This window comes from Streptosporangium sp. NPDC006930 (assembly GCF_040635605.1).
Lineage (GTDB): Bacteria > Actinomycetota > Actinomycetes > Streptosporangiales > Streptosporangiaceae > Streptosporangium.
Map to the genome: position 1 here is coordinate 51,421 of NZ_JBEYID010000009.1, position 22,212 is coordinate 73,632.

Consider the following 22,212-nt stretch of genomic DNA (forward strand, 5'->3'; position numbering starts at 1 on the left):
AATGACTGGGTGGCCTCTGTAGGGCCTCGGTGGTACGACGCTTGCGTCGGTCAGATCTCTCCGCTGCGGATACCCGCCAGGAAGTCGCTCCAGGCTGTCGGGGAGAAGGTGAGCATCGGACCGGACGGGTCCTTGCTGTCGCGTACGGCGACGAGGCCCGGAAGGTTAGTGGCTACTTCCACACAGTTGTCGCTGCTTCCGCCGCTGTAGCTGCTTTTACGCCATACGGCGGTGGTCAGGTCAGAGGGGGGCATGGTCACTCCTTACCGCAGCAATGAACGCCGCAGACTTCTCGGGGGACAAGCACACACCGGCAAGACGCTCGAATGTCAGCTTAAGGTTCTTCACCTGATCCGTCGCCTCTACATAGACGTCTCCGCCTGGACAGCCGGTGTAGCCCACCTCCGGATCTTCGGTATCGAACGCCAGCAGAGAGAAAGCGCCCTCCAGGCCACAGTGCGCACCGATCCGAAGCGGAAGTATCTGAACGGTGATGTTGGGCCAGTCCATGATGTGAAGGATGTCTCCGAGTTGGCGGGCCATGATGGCGGGCGAGCCGACAGGGCGGCGCAGCGCGCATTCGTCCATGAGCACGTGCAGCGAGGGCGCCTTTGAGCTGAGAAGGCTGATTTTGCGTGCCATCCGAGCTGCCACATACCGCTTCAATTCTGTGGGTACCAGTTCCGGCCGTGACGTGCGGATGAGTTCACACGCGTAGTCCTCGTTCTGCAGAAGGCCCGGCACCAGCAGCGGTTCCCAGGTGTGGATGGCGGTCGCCTCGGATTCCAGGCCGACGTAGGCGCCGGCGAACACATCGCTGTAGGCGGTCCACCAACCCCGCTGACCGGCATCCTGGCCGAGTTGGATCAGCCCTGCCTTCGCCGAGGGGTCCACAGCGTACAGATCGCAAAGATCAGCGATGTCCGTGCTGCTGGGCATGGTGCGGGCGTTCTCGATGCGGCTTAGCTTGGCTGTGGACCAGCGGAGCGGAGTGGACACCTCCTCCAGGGTGAGATTCGCTATCTCGCGAAGTCTTCGCAGCTCACGGCCGAGGCGGCGGTGCCGGACGGTAGGACTCGCAGCAGCCATGCCGACCAGCATGCCTGATCACTGTCGTCGTGCGCCGAGCAAATTCATACAAGGCGCTTGTGATCATGTAAGTTGCGCGCCACACTGTAAGGAGTTGATTGAATACCTAGAGTGATGGCAGGGTTGAAGTGTCCGGGGCGGCATCGTAGCCGTCGTTGATCGCCGCTGCGCCGATCAGTCGGCGGGCGAAACGTCGTCGGGACGCGAGGGCTCTGCCTGCGGGTCGATGTATGTTCCTCTTCCGACCACGGTCCTGATCAGGCCGCGCCCGCGCAGTTCCCGCATCGCGCGCCGGACCGTCAGGTATGCCACGCCATATTCGGAGGCGAGATCGCGCTCTGCCGGGAGTCGCTGACCCGGCCGGAGGTCGCCGGCATCGATCAACGCCTGGATGTGATTGGCCAGCCGGACATACACGTATTCCGGGCTGTCCTCTTCTGGATCGAACGGCGAGACGCTGCTCATGAATTCACCGTATGGCTATGGTGACCTGCTGAAATCCATGGGTAGCCATACATCGCTATACATGGCTACACTCCATCGCGTAGCCTCTGGCCCAGTACGAAAACGGGATCCGCAGGCGCTCGCAACGCCGCACGGATCCCTTGACCAGGAAGGCGCTCCTGATCCATGAGTAACCCTAGTACCCCGGTTCTCGACCGAGCCGCGGTGAACGACTGCGGCTGTTTCGCCGAGGTGCCGCCGATGCCGATGGGATGTGCCACCTGCGGGCACGCTCCCTACGCACACGGTTGCCCCGATCAGGTCGCCGACCACGAGTACGCTCAGCCGTCCGCCGCGCTGATGGATGTTCGCCTGCGGGTCCGCCGCACCGGAGACCGCTCCCCGTCCTGCTTCGAGTCGCCCGTTCGCGTGGTTCCTGTCGAAGAGGCTCCGCCGATACCGGCGCAGCGTCGCTCCGAGCACGACTCGGCCGCCGTGCCTTCCGTACCGGCATCATCGTCCTGCCGTCTTCGCCCGGCGCTCCCGTCCAGATCCATCCATCTCGGGCGGTCCCAGTCCGGCGCCGTACGTCGCCTCGCGGCCCGTCCCCGGAGATCGGCCGCCTGCGTCCTGCACCGTGTAACGGTCACCCCGTCTCCGTACCGGCCACCCGGCCCGTACGGCACACCCCTCCGCGTCTTCGCCCACCGTACGAAGCGGGCCCGTCCACCGCTACCAACGACCGGACGGGCCCTTGATCGGATCGAGGTCCAATCAATGAACGATGGTGGGTCCATCAGTCCCGAGCCCAGGCGGGAATCGACCATTCCCGGCTGGCGGCTCATCCTCAGTGACGCCGGACGGTTGTGGGCCAGTCGTGAGCAGCCCTTCTCCTTGGCCGCGTTCCACGCCGGAGCCGAGCGCACCGTCGACGCCGACAGTCTGGAGGCCCTGCGGGCTGAGACCGACCGGCAGGAGATCATCGCCCAGGAGGCCGATGCCCAGACCGACCCCGTCACGGAGACCCCGGTCGCGGAGAGCGCTGTCGGGCAGGTGGTCTCATGATCCGGCGACGGCCCATCCGCTCTCGCGGACGCCACCGCGACGGCCAGGCCGCCCTGCCCGTACCCCACCACACCTGGGACCACGAGGCGCGTGCCGAGGCCGCGATGCTGGAGATCACCCGGCCCGGCTGGTCCGTCCTGTACGGCACGGGCAGCCGCCTCTTCCACGCCATCGCCACCTGGCCCACCCCCGAACCGCTGATCATCTGTGACCGTACGGTCGAGGGACTGAAGGCGCAGATGCGCGAGGCCGAGACGACCATGCTGCATCGCTGGGCACTGACCTCCACCTCGGTCACCATCGGCCACTTCTGACGAACGGGCACGGCGGCCCCATCCCTTCCCCGATCCGGGGCCGCCGTGCCGTCACCGGCGTATCGTGCGAGGGCGAAACGTGGTACGTGAGCGCGTCATAGCTCTGGCACGTTGGCTTCGACGAATGCGGGAGCCAACAGTCGGATGCGTCCTTCCTCCAGGTCGCCGGCGAGCGCGCGCACGGCCATCTGTACGCCGGTGGCGCGTGCAGAGCCGAACTGCTCCCACAGGAGTTCGCAGCCTTCGGCTACGACGTCGCGGATCTGCTCCTCCTGGGATAGCCGTTTGAATGTCGAGCGCAGGCTGTCGCCAGTGGCCATCATCAGTCGCACGACGTCGCCGGCGTCCTTGTCGGCCAGGCGGTGAGGTGGGGCGGCGCGGTCGTTGAGCCTGTCGCGAAGCTTGAAAGCTTTGGCGATCAGCAGCGAGGTCGGACCGGCTACCTCAATCGCGAGTTCTCGTGAGTCGCTCCCCGGTTCGAGGCTTGGCACCTGCAACGAGGAGTGATCAAACAGAGTGGCTTCAAGTCCGAGGACATGCCGGGTGGCGTTCTTGTCGTGGGGTGGTAGGTGCGCGCTGCGCCTACCACGGTTGGGGGCGAGCGTCTCCGGCACGAGAAGGTCCACCTCAACGGGATGGCTCTGGCCATTGATCATTTCCATACGGGTCCAGAGTCCTGGGCTGTTGGGGATGGTCAGCTCGAATCCCGCACCGCGCATGGCCTCGTTGAGCAAAGGCTCGTCCCGGATGAGCTTGGGGTTGAGGCTCAAATCAGCGTCGCTGGTGTAGGGGGAACCAGTCAGTACGACGCCGGTTGTCCGCAGATGCACTGCCTGGGCGCCGACCAGGACGATGGCATTGGAGTGTTCGTAGAGTGCCTGTAAGGCGTCCAGGAGGACCCGGCGGGCCACGACGGTGAGTTCATTAAGATCAACACCTTCGGGAATGCGCGCCATAAGGTTCCTCCGGATCGTCGAAACCCCAGCTCACCCCCATAGCTGAGGTCAGGATGGGGGAAACTCTATGCTGTCAAGGTCGTCCAGGCGCCAGTTTTCCTCATGGTCACGCATGTAGTTCAGCACTGCCTCTCCAGCAGCGGGTAGTCGACCAGGCCCCGATAGGGAGTCCAGCACCAGTTGGCTCAACGCCACGTGGGGCAGGCCGTCGACCTGGCGAACTCCGGAGAATACGCTCGTATCGGGAGGTTGGAGCAACAAGACGTCGGCACCCTGGTTCACCGGGAAGAGACCCTGACCTTCCACCAGACGAGCGGTGGCCTCCTCGGTGGCATAGAGCATCGCCTGACCGCCGATGGCCAGGGGAGCCACCCCTGTAGCCGCGAGTGGCCCGGTAAGGGCCATTGAGGTGCGGAGTTCCTGGTGTTCGAGCAGCCTGCCGATGAAGGAGTCCAGGCCGTTGGGGACCAGGAACCCGAGGAAGCGCCCTGGTCTCAGCAGAGACGTCTCCGAGGCGCGCAGGCGTAGGAGGGCCTCCCAGTCGACCTTCACGACAATTCTGTTTCGGCGCCTGATGATCGCCTCTTCTTCCAACGCGTCCAGCAGACGCGAGACGTAGGCACCGCTTAGGCCGGTCGTCTCCGCCAGTTCCGCCGCCCGGTAGGCAGGGCGGACATCGGCCAGGACACGGACCAGGCGCCCGGCGCGTGCGCCGCTCAATCCGCGCTGAGCACCAGCCGTACGTGGTCGTGGATCCCGTGCGGCGCCCTGGGTTTCAAGCACTATGGCTGGTTGATTCATCCGGAAAGAGACATTGCCGGTCAGGTCGATGTAACCGCAGCCCCAGCGAGACAGCAGGGCGCGCGTCTGTGGACTGATCCATGGAGCGATGACCAGCACAGCGGCGTCCTGACTGAGGCGGCGCATCAACGAAACCCGGGGCAGTAGCTCTCGCTCCAGGAGAACCGGGGTCCAACTCAGCTTGGTTTCCACCAGGACGCGCCTGGTGAGGCTCCGGTCAGGGCTTGTGATGGTGATGAACGCGTCATGCCCGAGGTCCTCCGCCCGGCAGGCGTCGGCTTCCAGCGTCACCTCCCATTGCTGCCCCAGCATCTTGCGCAATCGGTCGATTCCCAGCTCCAGAAGTTGCTCTGGAGTGTTGGGGAATCCGTTTTCATGGGTGCGCGCCATGACTCCAGGGTGACATGGCAAGTGCCGGGAATCCATGCTGAGTTGCCAGAAACAGCGAGTTGCCAAAACTTGGCAACTCGCTGTTTCTGGCAACTTTGCCCAATCGGGGTAGCCTGGGCAGCCGCAAGAAGTTGGGCGCGATGGTCAGTGGGCGGGGTGAGGGCCAAGATTCTTCGCAGGTCAGGGATGATCCTCGTTGTTCTCGCCGCTGGGCCGCCCGAAGTAGTAGCCGGTGATCCCGGGGGATCCGTGCCTTGCTCGGGTTACGCGTCGAAGCGGCGGCGGGAGTCCTCGATGTGGCCGAGATATCGGCTGGTCCAGTCGCACATGCCGTCAACCGTCTTGCGTAGCGCCTGGCCCGACTCCATGAGGGTGTACTCGACCCGTGGCGGCACGGTGGGGTGCACCTCCCGCTCGACCAGGCCGTTGCGCTCCAGCATGCGCAGGTTCTGGGTGAGCATCTTGTGGCTGATGCCGTCGATCTCGTTCCGCAACTCGCCGAAGCGCAGGGTGCGGTCCCCCAGGGTCTCGATGATCAGGAGTGCCCACTTGTTGGCGATGTCCGAGAAGATCTCCCGCGCCAGGGAGTCCGCGCGGGTCAGGTCCGCGTCCTGGGGCGAGCCGTTGAACTGCTTGGTCACCATAAGGTTCCCCAGTCACTGAAAAGTGCGTTCTTCCATGTCAGTGAACACTCTCCTATGGTTCCCAAGTAACTACAAGAGACCGAGAGTGATCGGGGCCGCCGGAAGCGAGCCCGAGGACTCTCCTGAAGAGGGAGTGGGCAGCATGGCCATCACCCTGGTGAACCCCGCCGGACTGCCGGAGATCGATGTGTACCGGCAGGTGTCGATCGCGACCGGGACGAAGCTGGTCTTCGTCGCCGGGCAGGTCGCCTGGGATGCCGGCGGGGTCACGGTCGGCGAGGACGATCTCGCGGCTCAGGTCGAGCAGTGTTACCTCAACATCGGCACGGCCCTGGCCGAGGCCGGCGCCTCCTTCGGCGACGTGGCGAAACTGACCGCCTACGTCGTCGGCTGGACCCCCGACAAGATGCCGTTGTTCCTGGAGGGGGTCGCTCGGGCGGCCGCGAAGCTGGGGGTCACCCCGGTCGCTCCGGCCACGCTGCTGGGTGTCGCGGCGCTGGCCGTACCCGACCTTCTGGTCGAGGTCGAGGCCACCGCGATCATCGACTGAGTTCGGCGCGACAGCGTACGGATCGCCGTGTCATGGTCCTCGGACCACATCCCGTCCCCGCTTCGCGGGCGATCCGCGTGGGGCGGAGGTCAGGTGCGGCGTGCGGCCCAGACGGTGCGTTCGGTGCGTACCGAGAGGTCGTCACGGCGCAGGAGGCTGCCGGGACCGCTCGTGTCGAGCAGCCGGTCGAGTGCGACGAGGTCTTCGGCAGGGAGCGTTTCCGCGACGGCGCCGCGGACGCGCCGAAGGGTGATCAGGGCGTAACGGCCGATGGCCTCGCTGTGGGTGCCGTCGATGTTCACGGTGACGGTGCGCTCGCCGTCGAGGGTGAACCCGGCGGCGGTGAGCATCGGTCCCCAGTCGGCGCCCCGGTGCGGCATGTGTTCGGCGTGGAGGCGGTCGGTCGCGGCGTGCAAGCGGTCTTCAAGGCCGGGTCGGTCTTCGGGGGCGCCTTCCGGCAGGAACCGGGGAAAGCCGGCCAGCTCGACGACGGCGAACAGGCCGCCGGACGGGAGCATGTCGTGGACGTTGCGCAGGGCGCGGCCGGGGTCGGCCATGTGGTGCATCGAGGCGGAGGCCCAGACCAGGTCCGGCGTGCCGAGGTCGGGCCAGTCGGCGGCGTCGAGGTCGGCCTGCACGGGGCGCACGCGGTCGTCCACGTCCCGGGCGCACGCCTTCCTGCGCAGGCGATGCAGGTGTTCGGGTGAGGCGTCGACGGCGATGACGTGCGCTTCGGGGAAACGGTCGAGGAGGGCGAAGGTGCCCGTTCCCGTGCCGCAGCCCAGGTCGGCGATGTGGCGCGGGCTGGTCTTCAGCGGCAGCCATGCGGTGATGGACGCGATGTGCTCGGCGAGGACTTCCGCGTCCAGGTCGAGGATCTCCGCCTGGTCGGCGTCGTCCTCCCGGTGGTGGTCGTCCTGCCGGTGGTGGTCGTGCTGCGCGCCGTGGTCGTGCTGCGCGCCGTGGTGGGAGGCATGCGAGTGTGCTTGGGTCATGTCGTCACCGTAAGGCGGGTTTGCTTAGAAAGCATGATGACTCCCAGAATGCGCAAGAGACCGGTGTGAGACGGTGCCTCACGCGCAAGGCGCACCCGTACGCGGAGGGTGCGCGTCGCCGTCATCGGCGGAGTTCGGGGGTGTCGCCGTCGTTGTCGCGCTGGTGTCCTCGGCGGGCGTCGCGGTCGAAGATGCCCAGAAGTTCACACGGTCCGCCTTCGGCGCCGATGGCGTGCGGCAACATGGTCGGGAACTCGGCGGCCTGGTTGGTCTCGAGGCGGAAGCGCCGGTGGCCCAGCATGAGGATCGCGGTGCCGGAGAGGACGACCAGCCATTCCCGGCCTGGGTGGGCGCGCATGCGCGAGGGGTTGTCGGGCGGCGGCTCGGTCATGCGCTGGCGTATCACGCTCATGCCGGGGTCGCTCTTCACGGGCCAGCGCATCCGGCCGTGAGCGCCGTCGACGATCGGGCTGATCACGACGTCGTCGGCGGCGTTCTCGACGAGCTGGTCGAGGGTGGTGTCCAGAGCGCGGGCGAGGGTGACGAGCTGGTCCAGGGCGAGGCGGCGCTGTCCGTTCTCGATGCGGCTCAGTGAGGACTGGCTGAGGTTGGCGCGGCCGGCCAGCTCTTCCAGGGACCAGCCCTGTGCGACGCGCAGGGCACGGATGCGTTTGCGTACGAGGCTGTCCAGGTCTCCAGTTTCTTGCGTCATGGGCAGCATAGTATGCCCATGACGCAAGCAGGGATGACGCCGTGCGCAGAAGGCCGGCGCCGAGGCCGCCGCCCGATAACGGCACAATCGGAGAGGGAGAAAATCGGATCCGCGACTTCCTGACCTCGGAACCGCCGCGTCACGGCTGAGCCGTCAACGCCGCCACGGCGGTCCCGCCGGGCTTATCACTGAGGCCGGCTGAGAAGTGGTATCCAGAGCACGTTTCTCAGTCAGCGCTCAATGGTGGTGTTCTCCCGCAGGGAGTCACGTCCTGCCGGGGGTGATCCCGTAGCGCCGGATCCGTTCGGCCTCGCCGACGTGGCCGAGTCGTACCAGCAGGCCGATCGCCTCGCGCAGGGCGCCGGGCAGGCCCAGCTCGGCGGCGCGCAGGTGGGCGAGGACCGCCCTCTCCGGGTGACCCGTCTCGCGCAGCAGGACGGCGAGCCAGGTCAGGGCGCCGGTGTCGCCCGCCTCGACACGGGCGCTCAGCCAGGTGATCGCCTCCGTCGCCCCTCCTGTCTCGTACATCAGGTCGACCGCGTGGCCCAGAGCGCGGGCGTCGCCGTTCTCGGCGCGGCTGCGCAGCCAGGTGATCGCCTCCTCCGCACGGTCCAGCTGGTGCAGCAGGGTGGTGAACCGCCCGAGGGCTTCGGTGTCGCCGTTCTCGGCGCGGGCGCTCAGCCAGGTGATCGCCTCCTCGGCCCGGTCCGTCTCCTGGAGTAGTTCGACCGCCTTCCACAGGGCGTCGGCGTCGCCGTTCTCTGCGCGGCCGCGCAGCCAGGTGATCGCCTCTTCGGTCCGGTCCGTCTCCTGGAGTAGTTCGACCGCCTTCCACAGGGCGTCGGCGTTTCCCGCCTCGGTGGCGTCCCGGTACGCGGCCAGCGCCTCCTCGATACAGCCGGTCTCCTGGAGTAGTTCGACCATCCCCCAGCCGGCACCGAGGTGCCCGGTCTCGGTGGCGCGCCGGTACGCGGTCAGAGCCTCCTCCAGCCGGCCCTCCCGATGCAGCAGGACGGCCATCGGCCAGCGTGAACCGTCGTTTCCCGCCTCGGCGGCGCGCTGATATGCGGCGATCGCTTCCTCGGTCCTGCCCGCCCTCTCCAGAAGGCGCGGCAGCAGATCGAGGGCGGGGCGGTCACCGGTTTCCGCGCGGGCGTTCAGCCAGGTGATCGTCTCTTCGGTCCGGCCCGTCTCCTGGAGCAGTTCGACCATCTTCGAGATCGCGCGGTGGTCACCGTTCTCGGCGCGGGTTCGCAGCCAGGTGATCGCCTCCTTGGTCCGCTCCGACTCCCGCAGCAGCTCGACCGCCTCCCAGAGGGCGTCGGTGTCGCCGTTCTCGGCGCGGATCCGCAGCCAGGTGAGCGCCTCCCCGGTACGTCCCATCTCCCGCAGCAGGGCGACGGCCTGCTTGAGGGCGTGGCCGTCGCCGGTTCTCATGGCGCGACGGCAGGCGACGATCGCCTCCTGCGTGCGGCCCGTCCTGTACAGCAGGGACGCCAGCCACTCCGGGGCGTCGACGATCCCCGCCTTCGCGGCGCGCAGGTAGACGGTGAGGGCCTTCTCGTGGTGTCCCATCCTGTCGAGGAGTGCCGCGGTCCAGAGAGGAAGGCCGGCGTCGTCGAACCAGTCGCGGGCACTAAGCCAGGTGATCGCCTCCCTGATCCTCCCCTCGTCCACGAGCAGGGTGATCGCCTCCTTCGCGGCGTCGGGGTCGCCCGTCTCGGCGGCGCGCAGGTAGGCGGCGATTGCCCTCTCGCGGTGTCCGGCCCCGTCGAGGACGGCGGCGATCGAGGCGAGGGTCCGGGCGTCGTCCTGGCCGCTGTGGACCCGCAGCCAGGTGAGCGCCTCCTCGGTACGTCCCGTCTCCCCGAGCAGGGCGATCGCCTGTCGCGGGGCGTCGGGGTCACCGGCCGTGGCCGCGGCCCCGTACAGCAGGAGTGCGTGGTGGTAGAGACCGCGGGCCCGTGCCTGGGCGGCGAGGCGCGGCAGGTCCTCGGGGGCGGCGTGGGAGATCAGCGCGTCCCACAGGGCGGCGGGGACGGGACGCGTACGGCGCTCGGCGCGACCGAGTTGTTCCAGGTGGTTCGCGAGCCGGTAGCGGGGGGAGGCGGACGGCTCGTCGTGGTGGGGGTGGACGCGCGTGAGGGGGCCGTGGACACCACAGGCGTAGGCGAGGGCCCGTTCGAACCAGTCCCGGGGCAGGGCGCCGTACTCGTAACCGGTCAGACAGTCGAACGCGGCGGTCTTCAGGAGGGAGTGGGAAAGGGCGGGGCCGTGTCCCGCGCGCCTGGCGTCCATGGCGGCCTCGATCACGGCCCTGGCCGGGGCGGGCGCGTTGCGGTAACGCTCCACCGTGTCGGGCACGCCGGTCAGGTACTGGGCGATCCTGCCGTCGCGGGTCCCGGCGTACGCGCGCTCCAGACGCGGGTCGCCGCGCGCCGCCCCCAGGTGGGAGCCGGTGAAACGGTCGGGGACGTGGATGGCGGCGCCGGTCACCAGCGCCCGCGCCTGGGTACGGGGGTCGGCGCCGCCCGCGGCGGGAGTCTCGGTGAGGGCGGTCCAGTACTCGGGCCAGAGGGTGCCCAGGACCAGCACCGGGCCGCGCTCCGGGTCGCCCACCAGGGCACGCAGCCCGGCGGCGACGCGCTCGCCAAGGCCGCTCGCCGGGGTGAGCAGGTAGGACTGCGACTCGTCGAGCCACACGACGGTCCGCGGCGCGAGGGAGCCCAGGGCCACGGCGACCGCCTCGGGAGGGCCGGGAGCGGCCGGGTCCCACAGTCGCCACCTGCCGGGCAGGAGCCGCACGGCCTCCCAGCAGGCCCGGGTCTTGCCGGTCGACGAGTCGCCGACCAGCATCGCGACCGCGCTGTGCCCGGCCGCCGCCCGCCGCACGACGGCGGCCAGGTGGTCGTCGTGGGGGCGGGTCACGTAGACGGGCAGGTCGGCCATTCCCGCGGCCTCCGCGCCCGCGTCGATCGCCCGGTGCACCCCCAGCGAGAACGGGTCGGCCAGCGAGCGGATCGGCAATCCGGCCGACGAGACCAGGCGGGCTCTCCTCCACAGCTCGCGGCCCCGGTCGGCTGCGTCGGCCGGGGCCCGCCGGGCCAGGCGGGCCAGCACGGTGAGTACGGCCGTCAGGTCGCCCTGGCGGGGAGGCGTCTCCGCCGAGGCCAGTATCCGGCGGACGGTGTCGCGTCGGGGAGCATCCGGGCCCGGAAGGTCGTCGGAGATTCCCTCGGCGATGTCGTCGAGAGTGGGGGAACCGGCTTCCAAGTACAGCTCGTGCAGCAGATCCTTGAGGTCACGCAGCGGTCCGGGAGGGATCTGCGAGCGGGTGGTCAGGAGCGGTCGCCGCCGCACCTGACCTTTATTTTCATCGCCGTTTTTCATCTTTCGTTGCCACTCATCGCAACATCATCGCTCGTTATGCGGGCTGCGAAAGGTCGCGAGCACCAATAAAATGGTGACAAATATACTTCTATCGGAAGTTGAATCTTGGTCCGGCGACGGGCACTCCCGGGGCATGCTCCGATCAGGGCATCATTCGGAAAGGACGCTTTCCACTGTGCGAGCCGATAACCAGGTGTTCAGACGTTTTCAATCTCGGCCCCGCCTGGTCGGCTTTCTCGCGGATCGACGTCCACGGATGGCGAGCCGCCGGGCGGAGGCGATCACCTACGTTCTCACTGATGAGAGCCGCCGGGCGCGCTCCCGCGGCGGACTCGGTGCCTGGTGGTCGCCGACACGCAGATGGACCGGGCCGAGGCGGCCCCTGCCGATCGGGAAAGGTCACTTTTCATCGTCTGAACCGATAATGAGTATTTAGGCGTTTTAATGCAAGATCGGGGGATATTTATGGGTTTGGTGTTCGAGTCCCGGCCTCCGCCTCCGGTGAGGGCGGGCACCCGTCGGCGAGCCGGGCGTCCGATCTCGCGGTGCTACCGGCGGTATCTGTCGAGCATCTGGCTCCCGACATCGACATAGCCGGAGAACAGCCCGATCACATCTCTGAGCCGATCCTGCGCGGGACCGGGACTCACCAGGGCCTCGCCGTCGCGCAGTGCGGCGATCAGGGTCCTGGCCCGTGAATGGCTCGCCTCCAGCAGCGACTCGATCCCTCCCGTGGCCTCGACCAGGAGCCTGCGGCTGCCGGGCTGCGGGATCACCTTGGCGAGTCCCCAGGAGTCCAGCTGCCGCACCGCGGTGCTCACCGCTCCCTTGCTCAGTTCGAGCTCGGCGGCGATCGCGTCGAGGGAGGTCGCCTCCTCGGTCACCAGCAGCAGTCCGTAGACGCGGCCGGTCGCGTGCGGGAGGTTCCACGAGGCCAGCAGGTCACCCACCGAGGTGATGAACGCGCGACGCCTGGTCGCGCTCACCGCTGTGCCCGCCTCATGCCGAGATCCTACGCAAGAACGCCTCGATCGCCACGTTCACCGCACGAGGGTCGTCCTGGTTGGCGATATGGCCCGCGCCGGGGATGACGACCTCCTCGACGCCCTCGGTCCTGGCCCACCTGGGCATCGCCGAGGCGATGTTGCCGGTACGGTCTCGTTCGCCGCGAATCAGGCACAGAGGCACAGGCGTGCGATAGCCGGGATCCGGGTCGAGGAGTTCGACGGTCGCCCGCCACACCTGGACGAACTCCTCCTTCGACAGCTGGAAGAACGCCCGTCGCGCGTCCGCCCGCGCCTTCTCCGTCACCGCCGAGGCGTTGGCCATCATGCCGGGAAGGCGTTTGGTGGAGATCATCGACAGACTCGGCGCGGCCGCCTTCAGCAGCAGACGCTCATTCCATGACAGCGGCGCGGTGTTCCACGTCGAACCGATGACGATCAGCGCTCGGGCGAGGTCCGGACGCCGCCGGACGACGGCCTGGCCGAGATTGCCGCCGAGGGACTGTCCCACGAGCACGGGACGGTCGAGCGCGAGATGCTCGACGAGCGCGCACAGGTCCGCGATAGCCCGCTCGGCGGTGAACGGAGCCCCGGCCGGGCGAGAGCGGCCGTGGCCGCGCATGTCCCAGGTGACGACCCGGTATCCCCGGGCGCGCAGGTATTCGCTCTGGGCGTCGAACATCACGTGGTCGGCCCCGGCGCCGTGTGAGAACACCAGCGGCACACCGTCGCCACCGCTGTCGGCATAGCGGAGAGCGCAACCGTGCAGCGAGAGCACCGATGCTAGATTTACCATTTGCTAAATATAGTGAATATGTCCGGCGGGCGCACACCGGCCCCTCGGGCTCGCGAAGGTCACAGTGACGCCGGAGCAGTCGCCGACGGCTCCAACTGGACCTGGGTCTCGGAGTCGGGGAAGCCCACCGAGCGGTACACGCGGATCGCGACGTAGGTCGGATCGGCTGCTCTCGCCGCCGGGCCGGCTCGGGGTCCCGATTCGAGCGGCGCCGATCATGCGGTGCCGGTGACGGAGACGAAGCCGGAACCGGGCCGGTAGTCGGGGGACTGGTGCCTGAAGTAGGTGTTGTAGACCTGGCAGTAGTGGCCACCACGAGCCAGCAGCGTGGTGTGGTCGCCCTCCTCGACGATCCGGCCGTGATCCAGCACGATGATGCGGTCGACGTGCTCGATCGTGGAGAGCCGGTGGGCGATGACGATGGAGGTGCGCTCGGCCAGCACCCGGTCCAGGCCCTCCTGGATCTGGGCCTCGGTCAGCGGGTCGACGCTGGCGGTGGCCTCGTCCAGGACCACGATCGCCGGATCCTGGATGAGCAGGCGGGCCAGCGCGACGAGCTGGCGCTGGCCCATGGACAAAGCGCGGCCGTGCTCGCCGACGTCGGTACGCAGGCCGTCCGGCAGAGCGTCGATCCAGTCGCCCCCGCCGACCGCCGCGGCGGCGGCGAGCACCTCCTCGTCGCTCGCCTCCGGTCTCGGATAGCGGATGTTGTCGGCGACGGTGCCGCTGAAGAGGAACGGAACCTGCGGCACCGCGCCGATCTGCCGCCGGTATCCGGCCAGGTCGAGTGTGCGGACGTCGCGATCGTCGATCGTCAGCAGGCCGTCCTGGAACTCGTAGAACCGGGTGATGAGCTTGCTGAGTGTCGACTTGCCCGCCCCGGTGTGGCCGACCAGCGCGACGCTCTCGCCCGCCTCGATCGTGAGGTTGAAGTCCCGAAGGACGGTGTTCTCCGCTTCGTAGCCGAACCTGACGTCTCGGAACTCGATGCGGCCCGCGAGCCTGCCGACCGGCTGGGGGTCGATCTGCACCACCCGGGGTGGCGCGTCGATCAGGGCGAAGACCCGCTCCGAGGCGGACAGGCCCTGCTGGAACTGCGACCAGAACGCGGCGATGGAGGTGAGCGGGAACCAGAAGAGCGCGACGCCCTGGAGGAAGAGGAACCAGTCGCCGCCGGACAGGGTGCCGCCGAGGACGGCGGTGCCGCCCAGCTGGACGAGCGCGACCGTGGCGAGCCCGGCGACGACGAAGAGAACGGGGAAGATGCCGGAGAAGACGAAACCCTGTTTGAGTGTGACCTGGTAGCTCTGCCGGTTGATGGGGCGGAACTCGTCGTAGACCCGCTGCTCCTGGCGGAAGTTCTTGGCGACGGTGATCCCGCCCATGGTCTCCTGCAGGGTGGCGTTCACCCGGCTCAGCGAGCGTTGCGCCTGGCGGGTGCTGCTGCGGGCGACCCGCCGGAACAGCAGGGCGATGCCCATCACGATCGGTGCCACGAGAAGGGTCAGCAGGGCGAGCTCGACGCTGCGCAGGAAGAGTATGGCCGTGACGAAGCCGACCATCAGCACCTGGCTGATCAGGTCCATCGTCAGGGTGGAGACGGTGGCGAAGTCGTCGGTGTCGGAGGTGACCCGGCTGACGATCTTGCCCGACGGGGTCTCGTCGTAGAACGACAGGTCACGCTTGAGTACGGCGTCGAACGCGTCCTCGCGCAGACGCAGGACGACGTCGCCGGTGACCTTCGCGCTGTGCCACTGGCGGACGAAGTTGAACAGCCAGCCGAGCATCCCGGCGATCAGCAGGCCCGCGGTGAGTTGCCACCCCACGTCGGCGATCGTGCCGCCCTCGATTCCGTCCACGCCCCAGCTGACCAGCAACGGAATCGCCGCCTGGCTCAGTGAGAACAGCACGATCATGACGGCGACCAGGATCATCGACCCCAGCTTCGGCCGGAAATAGGACAGGATCCGGCGAAGGAGCTCACGATCGCTGTAGGTGCGGTCGTAGTCCTCGGCGTCGAGGCCGTCCATGAGGAAGCCCATCAGCCCTGCCCTCCCTGCTCGCCCGCGAGGACCACGGCCGGATCGATGGTGTCGCCGGTCACGTCGGCCTCGTCGTAGTGGGCGAAGATCCGCCGGTAGAGGCGGCTCCTGGAGAGCAGCTCGTCGTGCGTTCCGTAGTCGACCAGCTCGCCTCGGCGGAGCAGCAGGACCTTGTCCGCCCACCGGATCTGGGAGAGCCTGTGGGTGATCAGCAGGGTGGTGCGCCCGTCGAGAAGGCGGCCGATGGCCCGCTGGATCCTGTCTTCCGTGGCGGAGTCGATCGCACTTGTCGAATCGTCGAGCACGAGGATCGCCGGATCCGTCAGCAGCGCCCGCGCGATGGCGAGGCGCTGGCGCTGGCCGCCGGAGAGGGTGATGCCGCGCTCACCGATGACCGTGTCGTAGCCGTCGTCGAGCTCGCCGATGAACTCGGCGGCCTGGGCCTCCTCCGCCGCCCGGACGACGGCGTCTCGCTCCACTCGCTGGCCCAGCCCGAAGGCGATGTTCTCGGCGACCGACCGGGAGAAGAGCACGATGTCCTGCTCGATGGTGGAGATCTGGGAGCGCAGCGAGTCGAGGTCCCACTCACGTACGTCCACGCCGTCGACCAGGATCCGGCCCGCGGTGACGTCGTAGATCCGGGGGACCAGCTTGGTCAGGGTGCTCTTGCCGGAGCCGGTCTCGCCGACGATCGCCACGGTCTCGCCCGGCTTCACGGTGAACGTCACGTCGCGCAGCACGGGATCGTCGTCCCCGTAGCCGAACGTCACGTTCTCGAAGACGATCGCCCCGTTGATCGGCGCGGTGTGGCCGTCGTCGGGCTGCCGGAGCTCGGTCTCGGTGTTCATGATGCTCAGGATCCGGCGGGAGGACACGATGCCGATCTGGACCAGCGAGAAGGTGAAGATCGACATGTTGGTCGGGAAGCCCAGCATGCCCATCAGGCCCATGAAGGCGACCAGGTCGCCGATCGTGATGGCACCCGCCGTGTGCAGGTGGAGGCCGTGCCAGAGCGAGCCGGCCATCGCGAAGGCGAAGAGCAGGGTCGGCAGGTAGCGGGCCTGGACCAGGCCGTTGTGGACGAAGGAGTCGCGGTAACGCCGCGCGCGTGTCTGGAACCGCCGCCGCTCCTGGCCCTCCTGCGCGGTCACCTTGATGACCTCGATGCCTCTGACCGCCTCGTTCAGCCCGGCGTTGAGATCGCCGAACTGTTCTCGCATACGGGTCGCCACGGGGTTGAGCCGTCTCATGTAGTGCCGGAGCGCGAAGACGAAGGCGACCGCGAAGACGCCGGGCACCAGCAGCAGTCGAGGGTCGATCGCGGCGATGAAGACCAGGGGCACGAGGCCGGTCAGACCGGAGTCGACGATGAGGTCGACGCCAGGACTGATCATGGTGGAGAGCTGCCGGATGTCGTTGGCCGCCCGTGCCATCAGGTCGCCGACCCGCTGCCTGTTGTGGAAGGTCTGGCTCTTGCCGAGCAGGCTGACGTAGAGCTCGTCCCTGGCGTCCCGCTCCAGTCGCTTGGCGAGGACCTCGCTGGCCAGACGCGCGACGACGTCGAAGAGGCCGCGGGCGAGCACGATCGCCAGCAGCGCCAGCGAGATCATGCCCAGCGCCCGTGCCCCGCCGCCGTCCTCGCTCAGGACGGCGTCGAAGGCGTCACCGGTGAACCCGGGGACCATGGCGTTGAGCACGACCATGATCAGTGATGCGCCGAGGAATCCGACCAGCTGGAGCGGGTGGCGGCGAACATGGGACCAGAGCCAGCGCACCGGCCCCCGCCTGTCATGCGGGCGGTCGGAGACGGAGAACTCCGAACTGCTGGTGGTCACGGGCTCGCTCCCGAGCAAGTCGAGGATGAAAGTCGAACTTGCTTTCTATCACCGGGCGCCGACACTTCCCACGCATTTTCTCACCCCCGCCTGTTGCGGGTCGCGGCCCGCCGACCGGGACCCCGGACCCGGGGGGCGTGTGCCGATCCGGACCTCGGATCCGTGGGGGCGTGTGCCGATCGGGACCTCGGGCACATGGGGGCGAAGTGCCGTCCGCCGTGCTCACACAGCGGGTCGGCGGTCCACCGCCGCCTCGACGGACGTGGACTCGACGACGGCGGACCCGCCGGTCGCGGACTTGACGACCGTGGGCTCCTCGGCCGTGGATTCGCCGGTCGCGGACTCGACGTTCATGGACTCGGCGGACGCGGACAGGTCCGTACGGAGCGCGTACGGCACGAAGACGCACAGCACGGCGATGGCGAGTCCCGTGGCGATGCCGAACACCGCCCGTACCCCCCACAGCTCCGCCGCGACTCCGGCCAGTGCCGCGCCGGCGGGAATCACGCCCCAGCTGAGCATCCGGGACGCGGCGTAGATACGTCCCAGCAACTCCGGCGGCGACAGGTTCTGCCGGATCGTGGCCACCAGGATGCGCCAGATGCTCGACCCGGCGCCGGCGATCACCGCCCCCGCGGCCACAGTCCAGGTCGGCCCGCCCAGCGCCACGGGCGCCACCAGCAGCACGGTCCCCGCGGCGTCGACGATGAGCAGCCTGGCCACCCCGAACCGGCGCCGCAACGGCTCCACCACCGCCGCCGCGAGCAGCCCGCCCACGGCCATCGCCGTCAGCACCAGGCCGTACTGGACCGTGGTGAGGCCGAGCGGGCCGGGGCTCACCGCGTACACGACGAGCAGGGCCGTCGCGACCGCCCAGGGGATGTTCATCACGGCGGTGAAGAGGGTGAGCGTTCGCACCACCGGCTGCCGCCACAGGTATCGGAAGCCCGCGGCCACGTCGCCGTTCCCGGTGGTGCCGGCCTCGGCGGGTGTCCGGCGCAGGACCATCATGGCGATCCCGGCGACGGCGAGGGCGTACAGGAGCGCGCTCGCGCCGGTGGCCAGGGCGAGGGTGAGGCCCGCGAGCAGCCCGGCGAGCGGTGGGCCCGCGAGCTGGTTGGCGATGTTGACGGTCGCCTCGATGCGCGCGTTGGCCCTGCCGCGCCCGGTGGGTTCGACGACCACGGGGATGGTCGAGGTCAGCGCGGTGTCGACCAGGGTCTCGGCCACGCCGAGCAGCACCGCCACGGCGAGGAGCAGGGGCAGCGACAGGGTGCCGGTGAGGTGGCCGAGGGTGAGGCCGGACAGCGCCAGCGCGCGGAACAGGTTCACGCCGCTCAGCAGCATCCGGCGGTCGACCCGGTCGACGATCCAGCCGGCGTGCAGGCCGAAGATCGGCCATGCCAGGGTGAGCGCCGCCGTCACGGCCGCCACCCCGCCGGGGGAGGCGTCGGCGGCGATGGCGAGCAGCGGCAGGACGAACAGCGCCATGCCGTCGCCGAGGTTCGCGGCACCGGTGCCGAACCACAGCGCGTTGAACGGCCGGCCCAGCGAAACGGGGAGGAGGCGCATCCGTTTCTCACCTTTCAAATATGTTTGATCGGTCATAGCGTGGCCGATGGCACCTAACCTGTCAACAGACTTTGATCGGTGAGATACTCATGCCATGACTGCCGTCGAGCTGGTTGGAAACGCGCTGTGCCTGGACTTCGCGAACACGGTCAACGCCCGTCCGGTGGCCGGGCGAGACTGGTTGGGCACGCCGGATGAGGCAGTGACCTGGGCCGCGGCGGCGGGGCGTCCGATCGAGGAGCCGGACGGGCTCGCGGCGGCCCTGCCGGACGCCCGCGAGCTGCGTGAGGCGGTGTTCCGGGTGTTCCGGCCCCTCACGCGGGGGGAGCGGGCGCCGCGACCGGATCTGGACACCGTCGTCGCGCTGCACGGTGACGGCATCGCCCGTGGCCGGCTGGAGGAGGCCGACGAGAAGTTCCGGTTCTCCTGGGGGGCACCGCGTACGGCGCGAATCCTGCTCTGGGAGGTCGCGGCCTCGGCGGTCGAGCTGCTCACCCATGGGCCGTTGGACCGGCTTGGCGAGTGTCCTTCGTGCTGCTGGTTGTTCCTGGACGTCAGCAAGAATCGTCGCCGCCGGTGGTGCAGCATGGCGACGTGCGGCAGCCGCGACAAGTCGCGGCGCTACTACGCGGGGCGCTCCTCCTGAGGTTCTTGGGTCTTGGGGCTCGAGCCTGGGACTCCTGGGTTCGAAGGGCTCGGGCGGGAGGGGCCGGCCCGGTGGGTCTCGGTTCGCCGGAGCCTCGGTCCGATGGGGCCCGGTCCGGCGGGGCCTGAAGGTCGGTCGCGGGTCTCGCGGGTCTCGCCGGGCCCGGTCAGGTTGGCCGACATCCGCGTCAGGACGTCGATCGTGGCCAGATACTCCTCGGCGCTGATTCCCTCGGTGAGGCGGGCGCGGTCGGTGTCCACCCGCCGTCGCAACTCTTCGTGCGCCCGGATCCCGGCGGTGGTGAGGGAGAGCCGCTCCGCTCCTTCCAGCCAGCCCCGCTCGCGCAGACCGTCCACGAACGGGCGCAGGGAGGGGAACCGGTCGTCGAGGAAGGGAGCGAGGGCGGTGTCGAGGCCGGCGAGGGTGGGGGAGTCGACGGCGACGACGTTCAGCACCTGCCAGTGGCGGCGGGTCAGCCCTTGGTCGGCGAGGAGGTCGTCGAGAGAACTCTCGACGAGGCCGTGGAGGTGCTTGATCCAGTAGCCGATGGGACGCCTCTGGCCGGTGATCCGGGAGGTGTTCACGGTGCCGCCTCTCCCTGCTTCTCGATCTTCGGTAAATACATGTTCTTTGACAATAACATGTATTAATGCATGTATTATCGAGAGATGGAAGACCCTCAGGTGGCCGCCGTCGAACGGGCGATGGTGGCGATCCGGCGCAGCCAGACCCGCCGAGCCCTCCAGCGCCTCGCGGGTGACGTCGAGCTCGACCCCGCGCTCTTCGGGGTGATCGACGCCGTGGAGGAGGAAACGGAGGCCGCGACGGTGACCTCCGTCGCGGGCCGGATGGGCGTCGACCAGCCCCGTGCCAGCCGCCTGGTGGCCAGGGCCGTCGAGGCGGGGCTGGTTCGCCGGGTGACCGACCCGGCCGACGGCCGCCGCAGCACGTTGGAACTCACCGAACTGGGCGTCGGGCACGCCGAGCGGGTCCATCGCTTCCGCCGCGAGATCTTCGACGCGGCGATGCGTGACTGGTCCGAGCGGGAAAGGAAGGAGTTCGCCCGCCTGCTCACGGCCTTCGTCGCGGAGCTGGGCCGACGCCACAGGGAAGGCTGACCGCGCTGACCCTGCTGACCCCGCTGACCGCGCGACGGCGCGGGAAGGGGCTTCGCTGGGAAGGGGACCAATCCGCCGTCCCGAGGCAACCTGATCGGTGGGATACGCATGGAGCAGGCATGCAGTCTGAGATCAGGAGTGTGGTGGAGAAACCGCCGCCGGAGCCTCACGCGGCGGCCGCTCCGGCCGACACCGTCGTCACCGATTTGTTCATGACCCACCGTCTCGGCCTCGTCCGCTTCGCCTTTCTGCTGGTGGGGGACCGGGAGACGGCCGAGGATGTCGTGCAGGACGCCTTCGCGGCGATCCACCGCCGGTGGAGCCGGTTGACCGATCACGACCAGATGCTCCCCTATCTGCGGACGGCGGTACTCAACGGTTGCCGCATGGTCCACCGGCGCCGGATGATCACTCGGCGTTTTGGCGGTGATCGGAAAGTGCCGTTCTGGTCCGCGGAGACCGAGGTGTTGCTGGGGGAGACCCGGCGAGAGGTGTTCCTCGCCGTTCGAGCACTGCCGCGCCGTCAGCGTGAGGCGGTGGTGCTGCGCTACTACCTCGACCTGTCGGAGGGGGAGATCGCCGATGTGATGGGGGTCAGCCGCGGAACGGTGAAGTCGTCCACGTCCCGAGCCCTCAGGACGCTCGCCACGAAACTGGAGGAGGACCGATGACCCCGCAGACCGAAGACCGGCTCCGCGACGCCTTTGCCGCCGGTGCCGAGCTGGTGAGCGCCGAGACCCTGCGCCCCGCCGACCAGGCGGTACGACCGAGGGCCACTCGTCGCCTTCCTGGTTCTCTTCGTATGGCTCCGCTGCTGGCCGCCCTGGCGGTCGTGGTGGTGAGCGTCGCCGTCGGGACCGGGTTGCGCGGTTCGGGTGCGGTACAACCCGTGACGGAAGGTCCGCCCGGCCCCGGCTTCCTCCTGGTCGCGAGGAACGACGGGTTGATGGTCCGCGACGCCCACAGCGGTAAGGTCACCGACCGGGTTGTGATGCCGCGATCCCCGGAAGGGAGCACCCGGGGTGTGCGCGGCGGATATCTGCTCGCCGGAACCGGAGAAGGCAGAACGTTCTACGTCGCCCAGAGCGTGCTGTCCCGTCAGACGGCGGTGAGCACCACGTGGTTCTACCGGATACGGATCGACGAGCGCGGGAGGGTCGCGGAGTTGGCGCGCGACGTGATCTCCCCTGTGACAGGTACGGCCGCGTCATCCCTCGCCGTCACGGACGACGGCACCCGACTGGCCTACAGCGTCGACGGCGAGGTGTGTGGCAAGGACAAGACGCTGCGCTTCTGCCCCGGTGCCCGGCTCACGGTCGTCGACCTGCCCACCGGGAAGACGCGTACCTGGACGACGAACGCCACCGGAGACCTTTGGAGCCTGTCGTGGGCGGCCGACCGCCGCACGCTGGGCTTCGTGACCATGTCGCAGGCCCGGGTCCTTGACACGACCGCCGCCGGTGACACGCTCAAAGCCGGCCGGACGGTGGTTCAGGGGGTGGATGCCCCGGATGCCGCGACGATCAGCCCAGACGGTCACAGGATGCTGGTCGGCCGCAGGTACCCGTCCGACGGCCGGGGACCGCACCGTTACACGATCGAGGAGTACTCCGTCGTGGACGGCCGGAAGATCGGCACGCTGTTCGGCGCGGAACACGCCGGCAGGAGCATTCCGCGGTGGAAACTGTTCCAGTACGACGCCACCGGGCGCCACCTGCTCTTCACGGGAAACTTCTACCCGCTGAGCAGGCTGGACGAGAACGGACAGGTGACTGTCCTCGTTCGTCAGGAGCCCTTGGACTCCCTCGGGGCCTCGCAGGAGATGTTGGCGGCCTGGTAGCGACGGTCC

At 68.6% G+C, this 22,212-nt stretch carries 22 protein-coding genes; 7 read left to right on the top strand and 15 right to left on the bottom strand.

Annotation, left to right across the window (positions count from 1 at the left end):
• Nucleotides 1-50: 50 nt before the first annotated feature.
• From ABZ664_RS17590 to ABZ664_RS17600, 3 genes are all read right to left on the bottom strand, one after another.
• Entirely contained in the window at nt 51-254 is a 204-nt protein-coding gene (locus ABZ664_RS17590) for a DUF397 domain-containing protein (protein ID WP_362510183.1), read from the bottom strand.
• Nucleotides 241-1,101, bottom strand: coding sequence for a helix-turn-helix transcriptional regulator (locus tag ABZ664_RS17595; RefSeq protein ID WP_362510186.1), 861 nt, complete (start codon nt 1,099-1,101; stop codon nt 241-243). Before ABZ664_RS17595 ends, ABZ664_RS17590 begins: the two co-directional genes overlap by 14 nt.
• Nucleotides 1,102-1,263: 162 nt before the next feature.
• Complete coding sequence (locus ABZ664_RS17600; RefSeq protein ID WP_362510189.1) at nt 1,264-1,554, bottom strand: winged helix-turn-helix domain-containing protein; 291 nt, start codon at nt 1,552-1,554, stop codon at nt 1,264-1,266.
• 756 nt (nt 1,555-2,310) lie between these two features.
• On the opposite strand from ABZ664_RS17600, the gene ABZ664_RS17605 reads away from it, so the two are divergent.
• Both ABZ664_RS17605 and ABZ664_RS17610 read left to right on the top strand, forming a co-directional pair.
• A complete protein-coding gene (locus ABZ664_RS17605; protein WP_362510192.1) occupies nt 2,311-2,598 on the top strand; it encodes a hypothetical protein in 288 nt (95 codons plus the stop codon).
• A complete protein-coding gene (locus ABZ664_RS17610; RefSeq protein ID WP_362510194.1) occupies nt 2,595-2,912 on the top strand; it encodes a hypothetical protein in 318 nt (105 codons plus the stop codon). The genes ABZ664_RS17605 and ABZ664_RS17610 overlap by 4 nt, the downstream gene beginning before the upstream one ends.
• A 95-nt stretch (nt 2,913-3,007) precedes the next feature.
• Here ABZ664_RS17610 and ABZ664_RS17615 read toward each other — a convergent pair whose 3' ends face one another.
• The 3 genes from ABZ664_RS17615 to ABZ664_RS17625 all read right to left on the bottom strand — a co-directional run bounded on the left by ABZ664_RS17615 (nt 3,008) and on the right by ABZ664_RS17625 (nt 5,703).
• Entirely contained in the window at nt 3,008-3,868 is an 861-nt protein-coding gene (locus ABZ664_RS17615; RefSeq protein WP_362510197.1) for a hypothetical protein, read from the bottom strand.
• A 48-nt stretch (nt 3,869-3,916) separates the two neighbouring features.
• Nucleotides 3,917-5,059 (bottom strand): helix-turn-helix domain-containing protein, encoded by a 1,143-nt coding sequence (locus ABZ664_RS17620; protein ID WP_362510200.1) that lies wholly within the window; start codon nt 5,057-5,059, stop codon nt 3,917-3,919.
• A gap of 263 nt (nt 5,060-5,322) precedes the next feature.
• Nucleotides 5,323-5,703, bottom strand: coding sequence for a helix-turn-helix domain-containing protein (locus tag ABZ664_RS17625; RefSeq protein WP_362510203.1), 381 nt, complete (start codon nt 5,701-5,703; stop codon nt 5,323-5,325).
• Between the two features lie 142 nt (nt 5,704-5,845).
• Here ABZ664_RS17625 and ABZ664_RS17630 point away from each other — a divergent pair, with 142 nt between their 5' ends.
• The gene (locus ABZ664_RS17630; protein WP_362510206.1) at nt 5,846-6,253 is read left to right on the top strand and encodes a RidA family protein; all 408 of its coding nucleotides are present in this window, start codon (nt 5,846-5,848) and stop codon (nt 6,251-6,253) included.
• An 89-nt stretch (nt 6,254-6,342) separates the two neighbouring features.
• Here ABZ664_RS17630 and ABZ664_RS17635 read toward each other — a convergent pair whose 3' ends face one another.
• From ABZ664_RS17635 to ABZ664_RS17670, 8 genes are all read right to left on the bottom strand, one after another.
• Nucleotides 6,343-7,248 carry a class I SAM-dependent methyltransferase gene (locus tag ABZ664_RS17635; protein ID WP_362510209.1) on the bottom strand — a complete coding sequence of 302 codons (906 nt, stop codon included), beginning with the start codon at nt 7,246-7,248 and terminating at the stop codon, nt 6,343-6,345.
• Between the two features lie 121 nt (nt 7,249-7,369).
• On the bottom strand, nt 7,370-7,960 hold the full coding sequence (locus ABZ664_RS17640) for an XRE family transcriptional regulator (RefSeq protein WP_362510211.1): 591 nt from the start codon (nt 7,958-7,960) through the stop codon (nt 7,370-7,372).
• A gap of 264 nt (nt 7,961-8,224) precedes the next feature.
• Nucleotides 8,225-11,320, bottom strand: coding sequence for a hypothetical protein (locus ABZ664_RS17645; RefSeq protein ID WP_362510213.1), 3,096 nt, complete (start codon nt 11,318-11,320; stop codon nt 8,225-8,227).
• 578 nt (nt 11,321-11,898) lie between these two features.
• Nucleotides 11,899-12,336, bottom strand: coding sequence for a transcriptional regulator (locus tag ABZ664_RS17650; protein WP_362510216.1), 438 nt, complete (start codon nt 12,334-12,336; stop codon nt 11,899-11,901).
• Between the two features lie 13 nt (nt 12,337-12,349).
• Nucleotides 12,350-13,150, bottom strand: a complete 801-nt coding sequence (locus tag ABZ664_RS17655) for an alpha/beta hydrolase (protein ID WP_362510219.1) — start codon at nt 13,148-13,150, stop codon at nt 12,350-12,352.
• A 215-nt stretch (nt 13,151-13,365) separates the two neighbouring features.
• On the bottom strand, nt 13,366-15,192 hold the full coding sequence (locus ABZ664_RS17660) for an ABC transporter ATP-binding protein (protein ID WP_362510222.1): 1,827 nt from the start codon (nt 15,190-15,192) through the stop codon (nt 13,366-13,368).
• Complete coding sequence (locus ABZ664_RS17665) at nt 15,192-17,027, bottom strand: ABC transporter ATP-binding protein (protein WP_362510225.1); 1,836 nt, start codon at nt 17,025-17,027, stop codon at nt 15,192-15,194. Before ABZ664_RS17665 ends, ABZ664_RS17660 begins: the two co-directional genes overlap by 1 nt.
• 222 nt (nt 17,028-17,249) lie before the next feature.
• Nucleotides 17,250-18,599, bottom strand: a complete 1,350-nt coding sequence (locus tag ABZ664_RS17670) for an MFS transporter (protein WP_362510228.1) — start codon at nt 18,597-18,599, stop codon at nt 17,250-17,252.
• A 94-nt stretch (nt 18,600-18,693) separates the two neighbouring features.
• Between ABZ664_RS17670 and ABZ664_RS17675 the strand changes: the two genes are divergently transcribed.
• The gene (locus tag ABZ664_RS17675; protein WP_362510231.1) at nt 18,694-19,245 is read left to right on the top strand and encodes an ABATE domain-containing protein; all 552 of its coding nucleotides are present in this window, start codon (nt 18,694-18,696) and stop codon (nt 19,243-19,245) included.
• Here the strand turns inward: ABZ664_RS17675 and ABZ664_RS17680 are convergent.
• On the bottom strand, nt 19,224-19,829 hold the full coding sequence (locus tag ABZ664_RS17680; protein ID WP_362510234.1) for a MarR family transcriptional regulator: 606 nt from the start codon (nt 19,827-19,829) through the stop codon (nt 19,224-19,226). The genes ABZ664_RS17675 and ABZ664_RS17680 overlap by 22 nt on opposite strands.
• 84 nt (nt 19,830-19,913) lie before the next feature.
• On the opposite strand from ABZ664_RS17680, the gene ABZ664_RS17685 reads away from it, so the two are divergent.
• The 3 genes from ABZ664_RS17685 to ABZ664_RS17695 all read left to right on the top strand — a co-directional run bounded on the left by ABZ664_RS17685 (nt 19,914) and on the right by ABZ664_RS17695 (nt 22,203).
• Nucleotides 19,914-20,363, top strand: a complete 450-nt coding sequence (locus ABZ664_RS17685; protein ID WP_362510237.1) for a MarR family transcriptional regulator — start codon at nt 19,914-19,916, stop codon at nt 20,361-20,363.
• 119 nt (nt 20,364-20,482) lie between these two features.
• Complete coding sequence (locus tag ABZ664_RS17690; protein WP_362510240.1) at nt 20,483-21,034, top strand: SigE family RNA polymerase sigma factor; 552 nt, start codon at nt 20,483-20,485, stop codon at nt 21,032-21,034.
• Complete coding sequence (locus ABZ664_RS17695; RefSeq protein ID WP_362510243.1) at nt 21,031-22,203, top strand: hypothetical protein; 1,173 nt, start codon at nt 21,031-21,033, stop codon at nt 22,201-22,203. The genes ABZ664_RS17690 and ABZ664_RS17695 overlap by 4 nt, the downstream gene beginning before the upstream one ends.
• The last annotated feature ends 9 nt before the right edge of the window (nt 22,204-22,212 follow it).

Bases quoted from the DNA above. Each gene is read 5' to 3' on its own strand.
- ABZ664_RS17600 (WP_362510189.1), bottom strand. From the start codon at position 1,554: ATGAGCAGCGTCTCGCCGTTCGATCCAGAAGAGGACAGCCCGGAATAC.
- ABZ664_RS17605 (WP_362510192.1), top strand. From the start codon at position 2,311: ATGAACGATGGTGGGTCCATCAGTCCCGAGCCCAGGCGGGAATCGACC.
- ABZ664_RS17660 (WP_362510222.1), bottom strand. From the start codon at position 15,192: ATGGGCTTCCTCATGGACGGCCTCGACGCCGAGGACTACGACCGCACC.
- ABZ664_RS17685 (WP_362510237.1), top strand. From the start codon at position 19,914: ATGGAAGACCCTCAGGTGGCCGCCGTCGAACGGGCGATGGTGGCGATC.
- ABZ664_RS17625 (WP_362510203.1), bottom strand. From the start codon at position 5,703: ATGGTGACCAAGCAGTTCAACGGCTCGCCCCAGGACGCGGACCTGACC.
- ABZ664_RS17630 (WP_362510206.1), top strand. From the start codon at position 5,846: ATGGCCATCACCCTGGTGAACCCCGCCGGACTGCCGGAGATCGATGTG.
- ABZ664_RS17655 (WP_362510219.1), bottom strand. From the start codon at position 13,150: ATGGTAAATCTAGCATCGGTGCTCTCGCTGCACGGTTGCGCTCTCCGC.
- ABZ664_RS17620 (WP_362510200.1), bottom strand. From the start codon at position 5,059: ATGGCGCGCACCCATGAAAACGGATTCCCCAACACTCCAGAGCAACTT.
- ABZ664_RS17690 (WP_362510240.1), top strand. From the start codon at position 20,483: ATGCAGTCTGAGATCAGGAGTGTGGTGGAGAAACCGCCGCCGGAGCCT.
- ABZ664_RS17635 (WP_362510209.1), bottom strand. From the start codon at position 7,248: ATGACCCAAGCACACTCGCATGCCTCCCACCACGGCGCGCAGCACGAC.
- ABZ664_RS17670 (WP_362510228.1), bottom strand. From the start codon at position 18,599: ATGCGCCTCCTCCCCGTTTCGCTGGGCCGGCCGTTCAACGCGCTGTGG.
- ABZ664_RS17595 (WP_362510186.1), bottom strand. From the start codon at position 1,101: ATGCTGGTCGGCATGGCTGCTGCGAGTCCTACCGTCCGGCACCGCCGC.
- ABZ664_RS17695 (WP_362510243.1), top strand. From the start codon at position 21,031: ATGACCCCGCAGACCGAAGACCGGCTCCGCGACGCCTTTGCCGCCGGT.
- ABZ664_RS17615 (WP_362510197.1), bottom strand. From the start codon at position 3,868: ATGGCGCGCATTCCCGAAGGTGTTGATCTTAATGAACTCACCGTCGTG.
- ABZ664_RS17590 (WP_362510183.1), bottom strand. From the start codon at position 254: ATGCCCCCCTCTGACCTGACCACCGCCGTATGGCGTAAAAGCAGCTAC.
- ABZ664_RS17640 (WP_362510211.1), bottom strand. From the start codon at position 7,960: ATGACGCAAGAAACTGGAGACCTGGACAGCCTCGTACGCAAACGCATC.
- ABZ664_RS17610 (WP_362510194.1), top strand. From the start codon at position 2,595: ATGATCCGGCGACGGCCCATCCGCTCTCGCGGACGCCACCGCGACGGC.
- ABZ664_RS17675 (WP_362510231.1), top strand. From the start codon at position 18,694: ATGACTGCCGTCGAGCTGGTTGGAAACGCGCTGTGCCTGGACTTCGCG.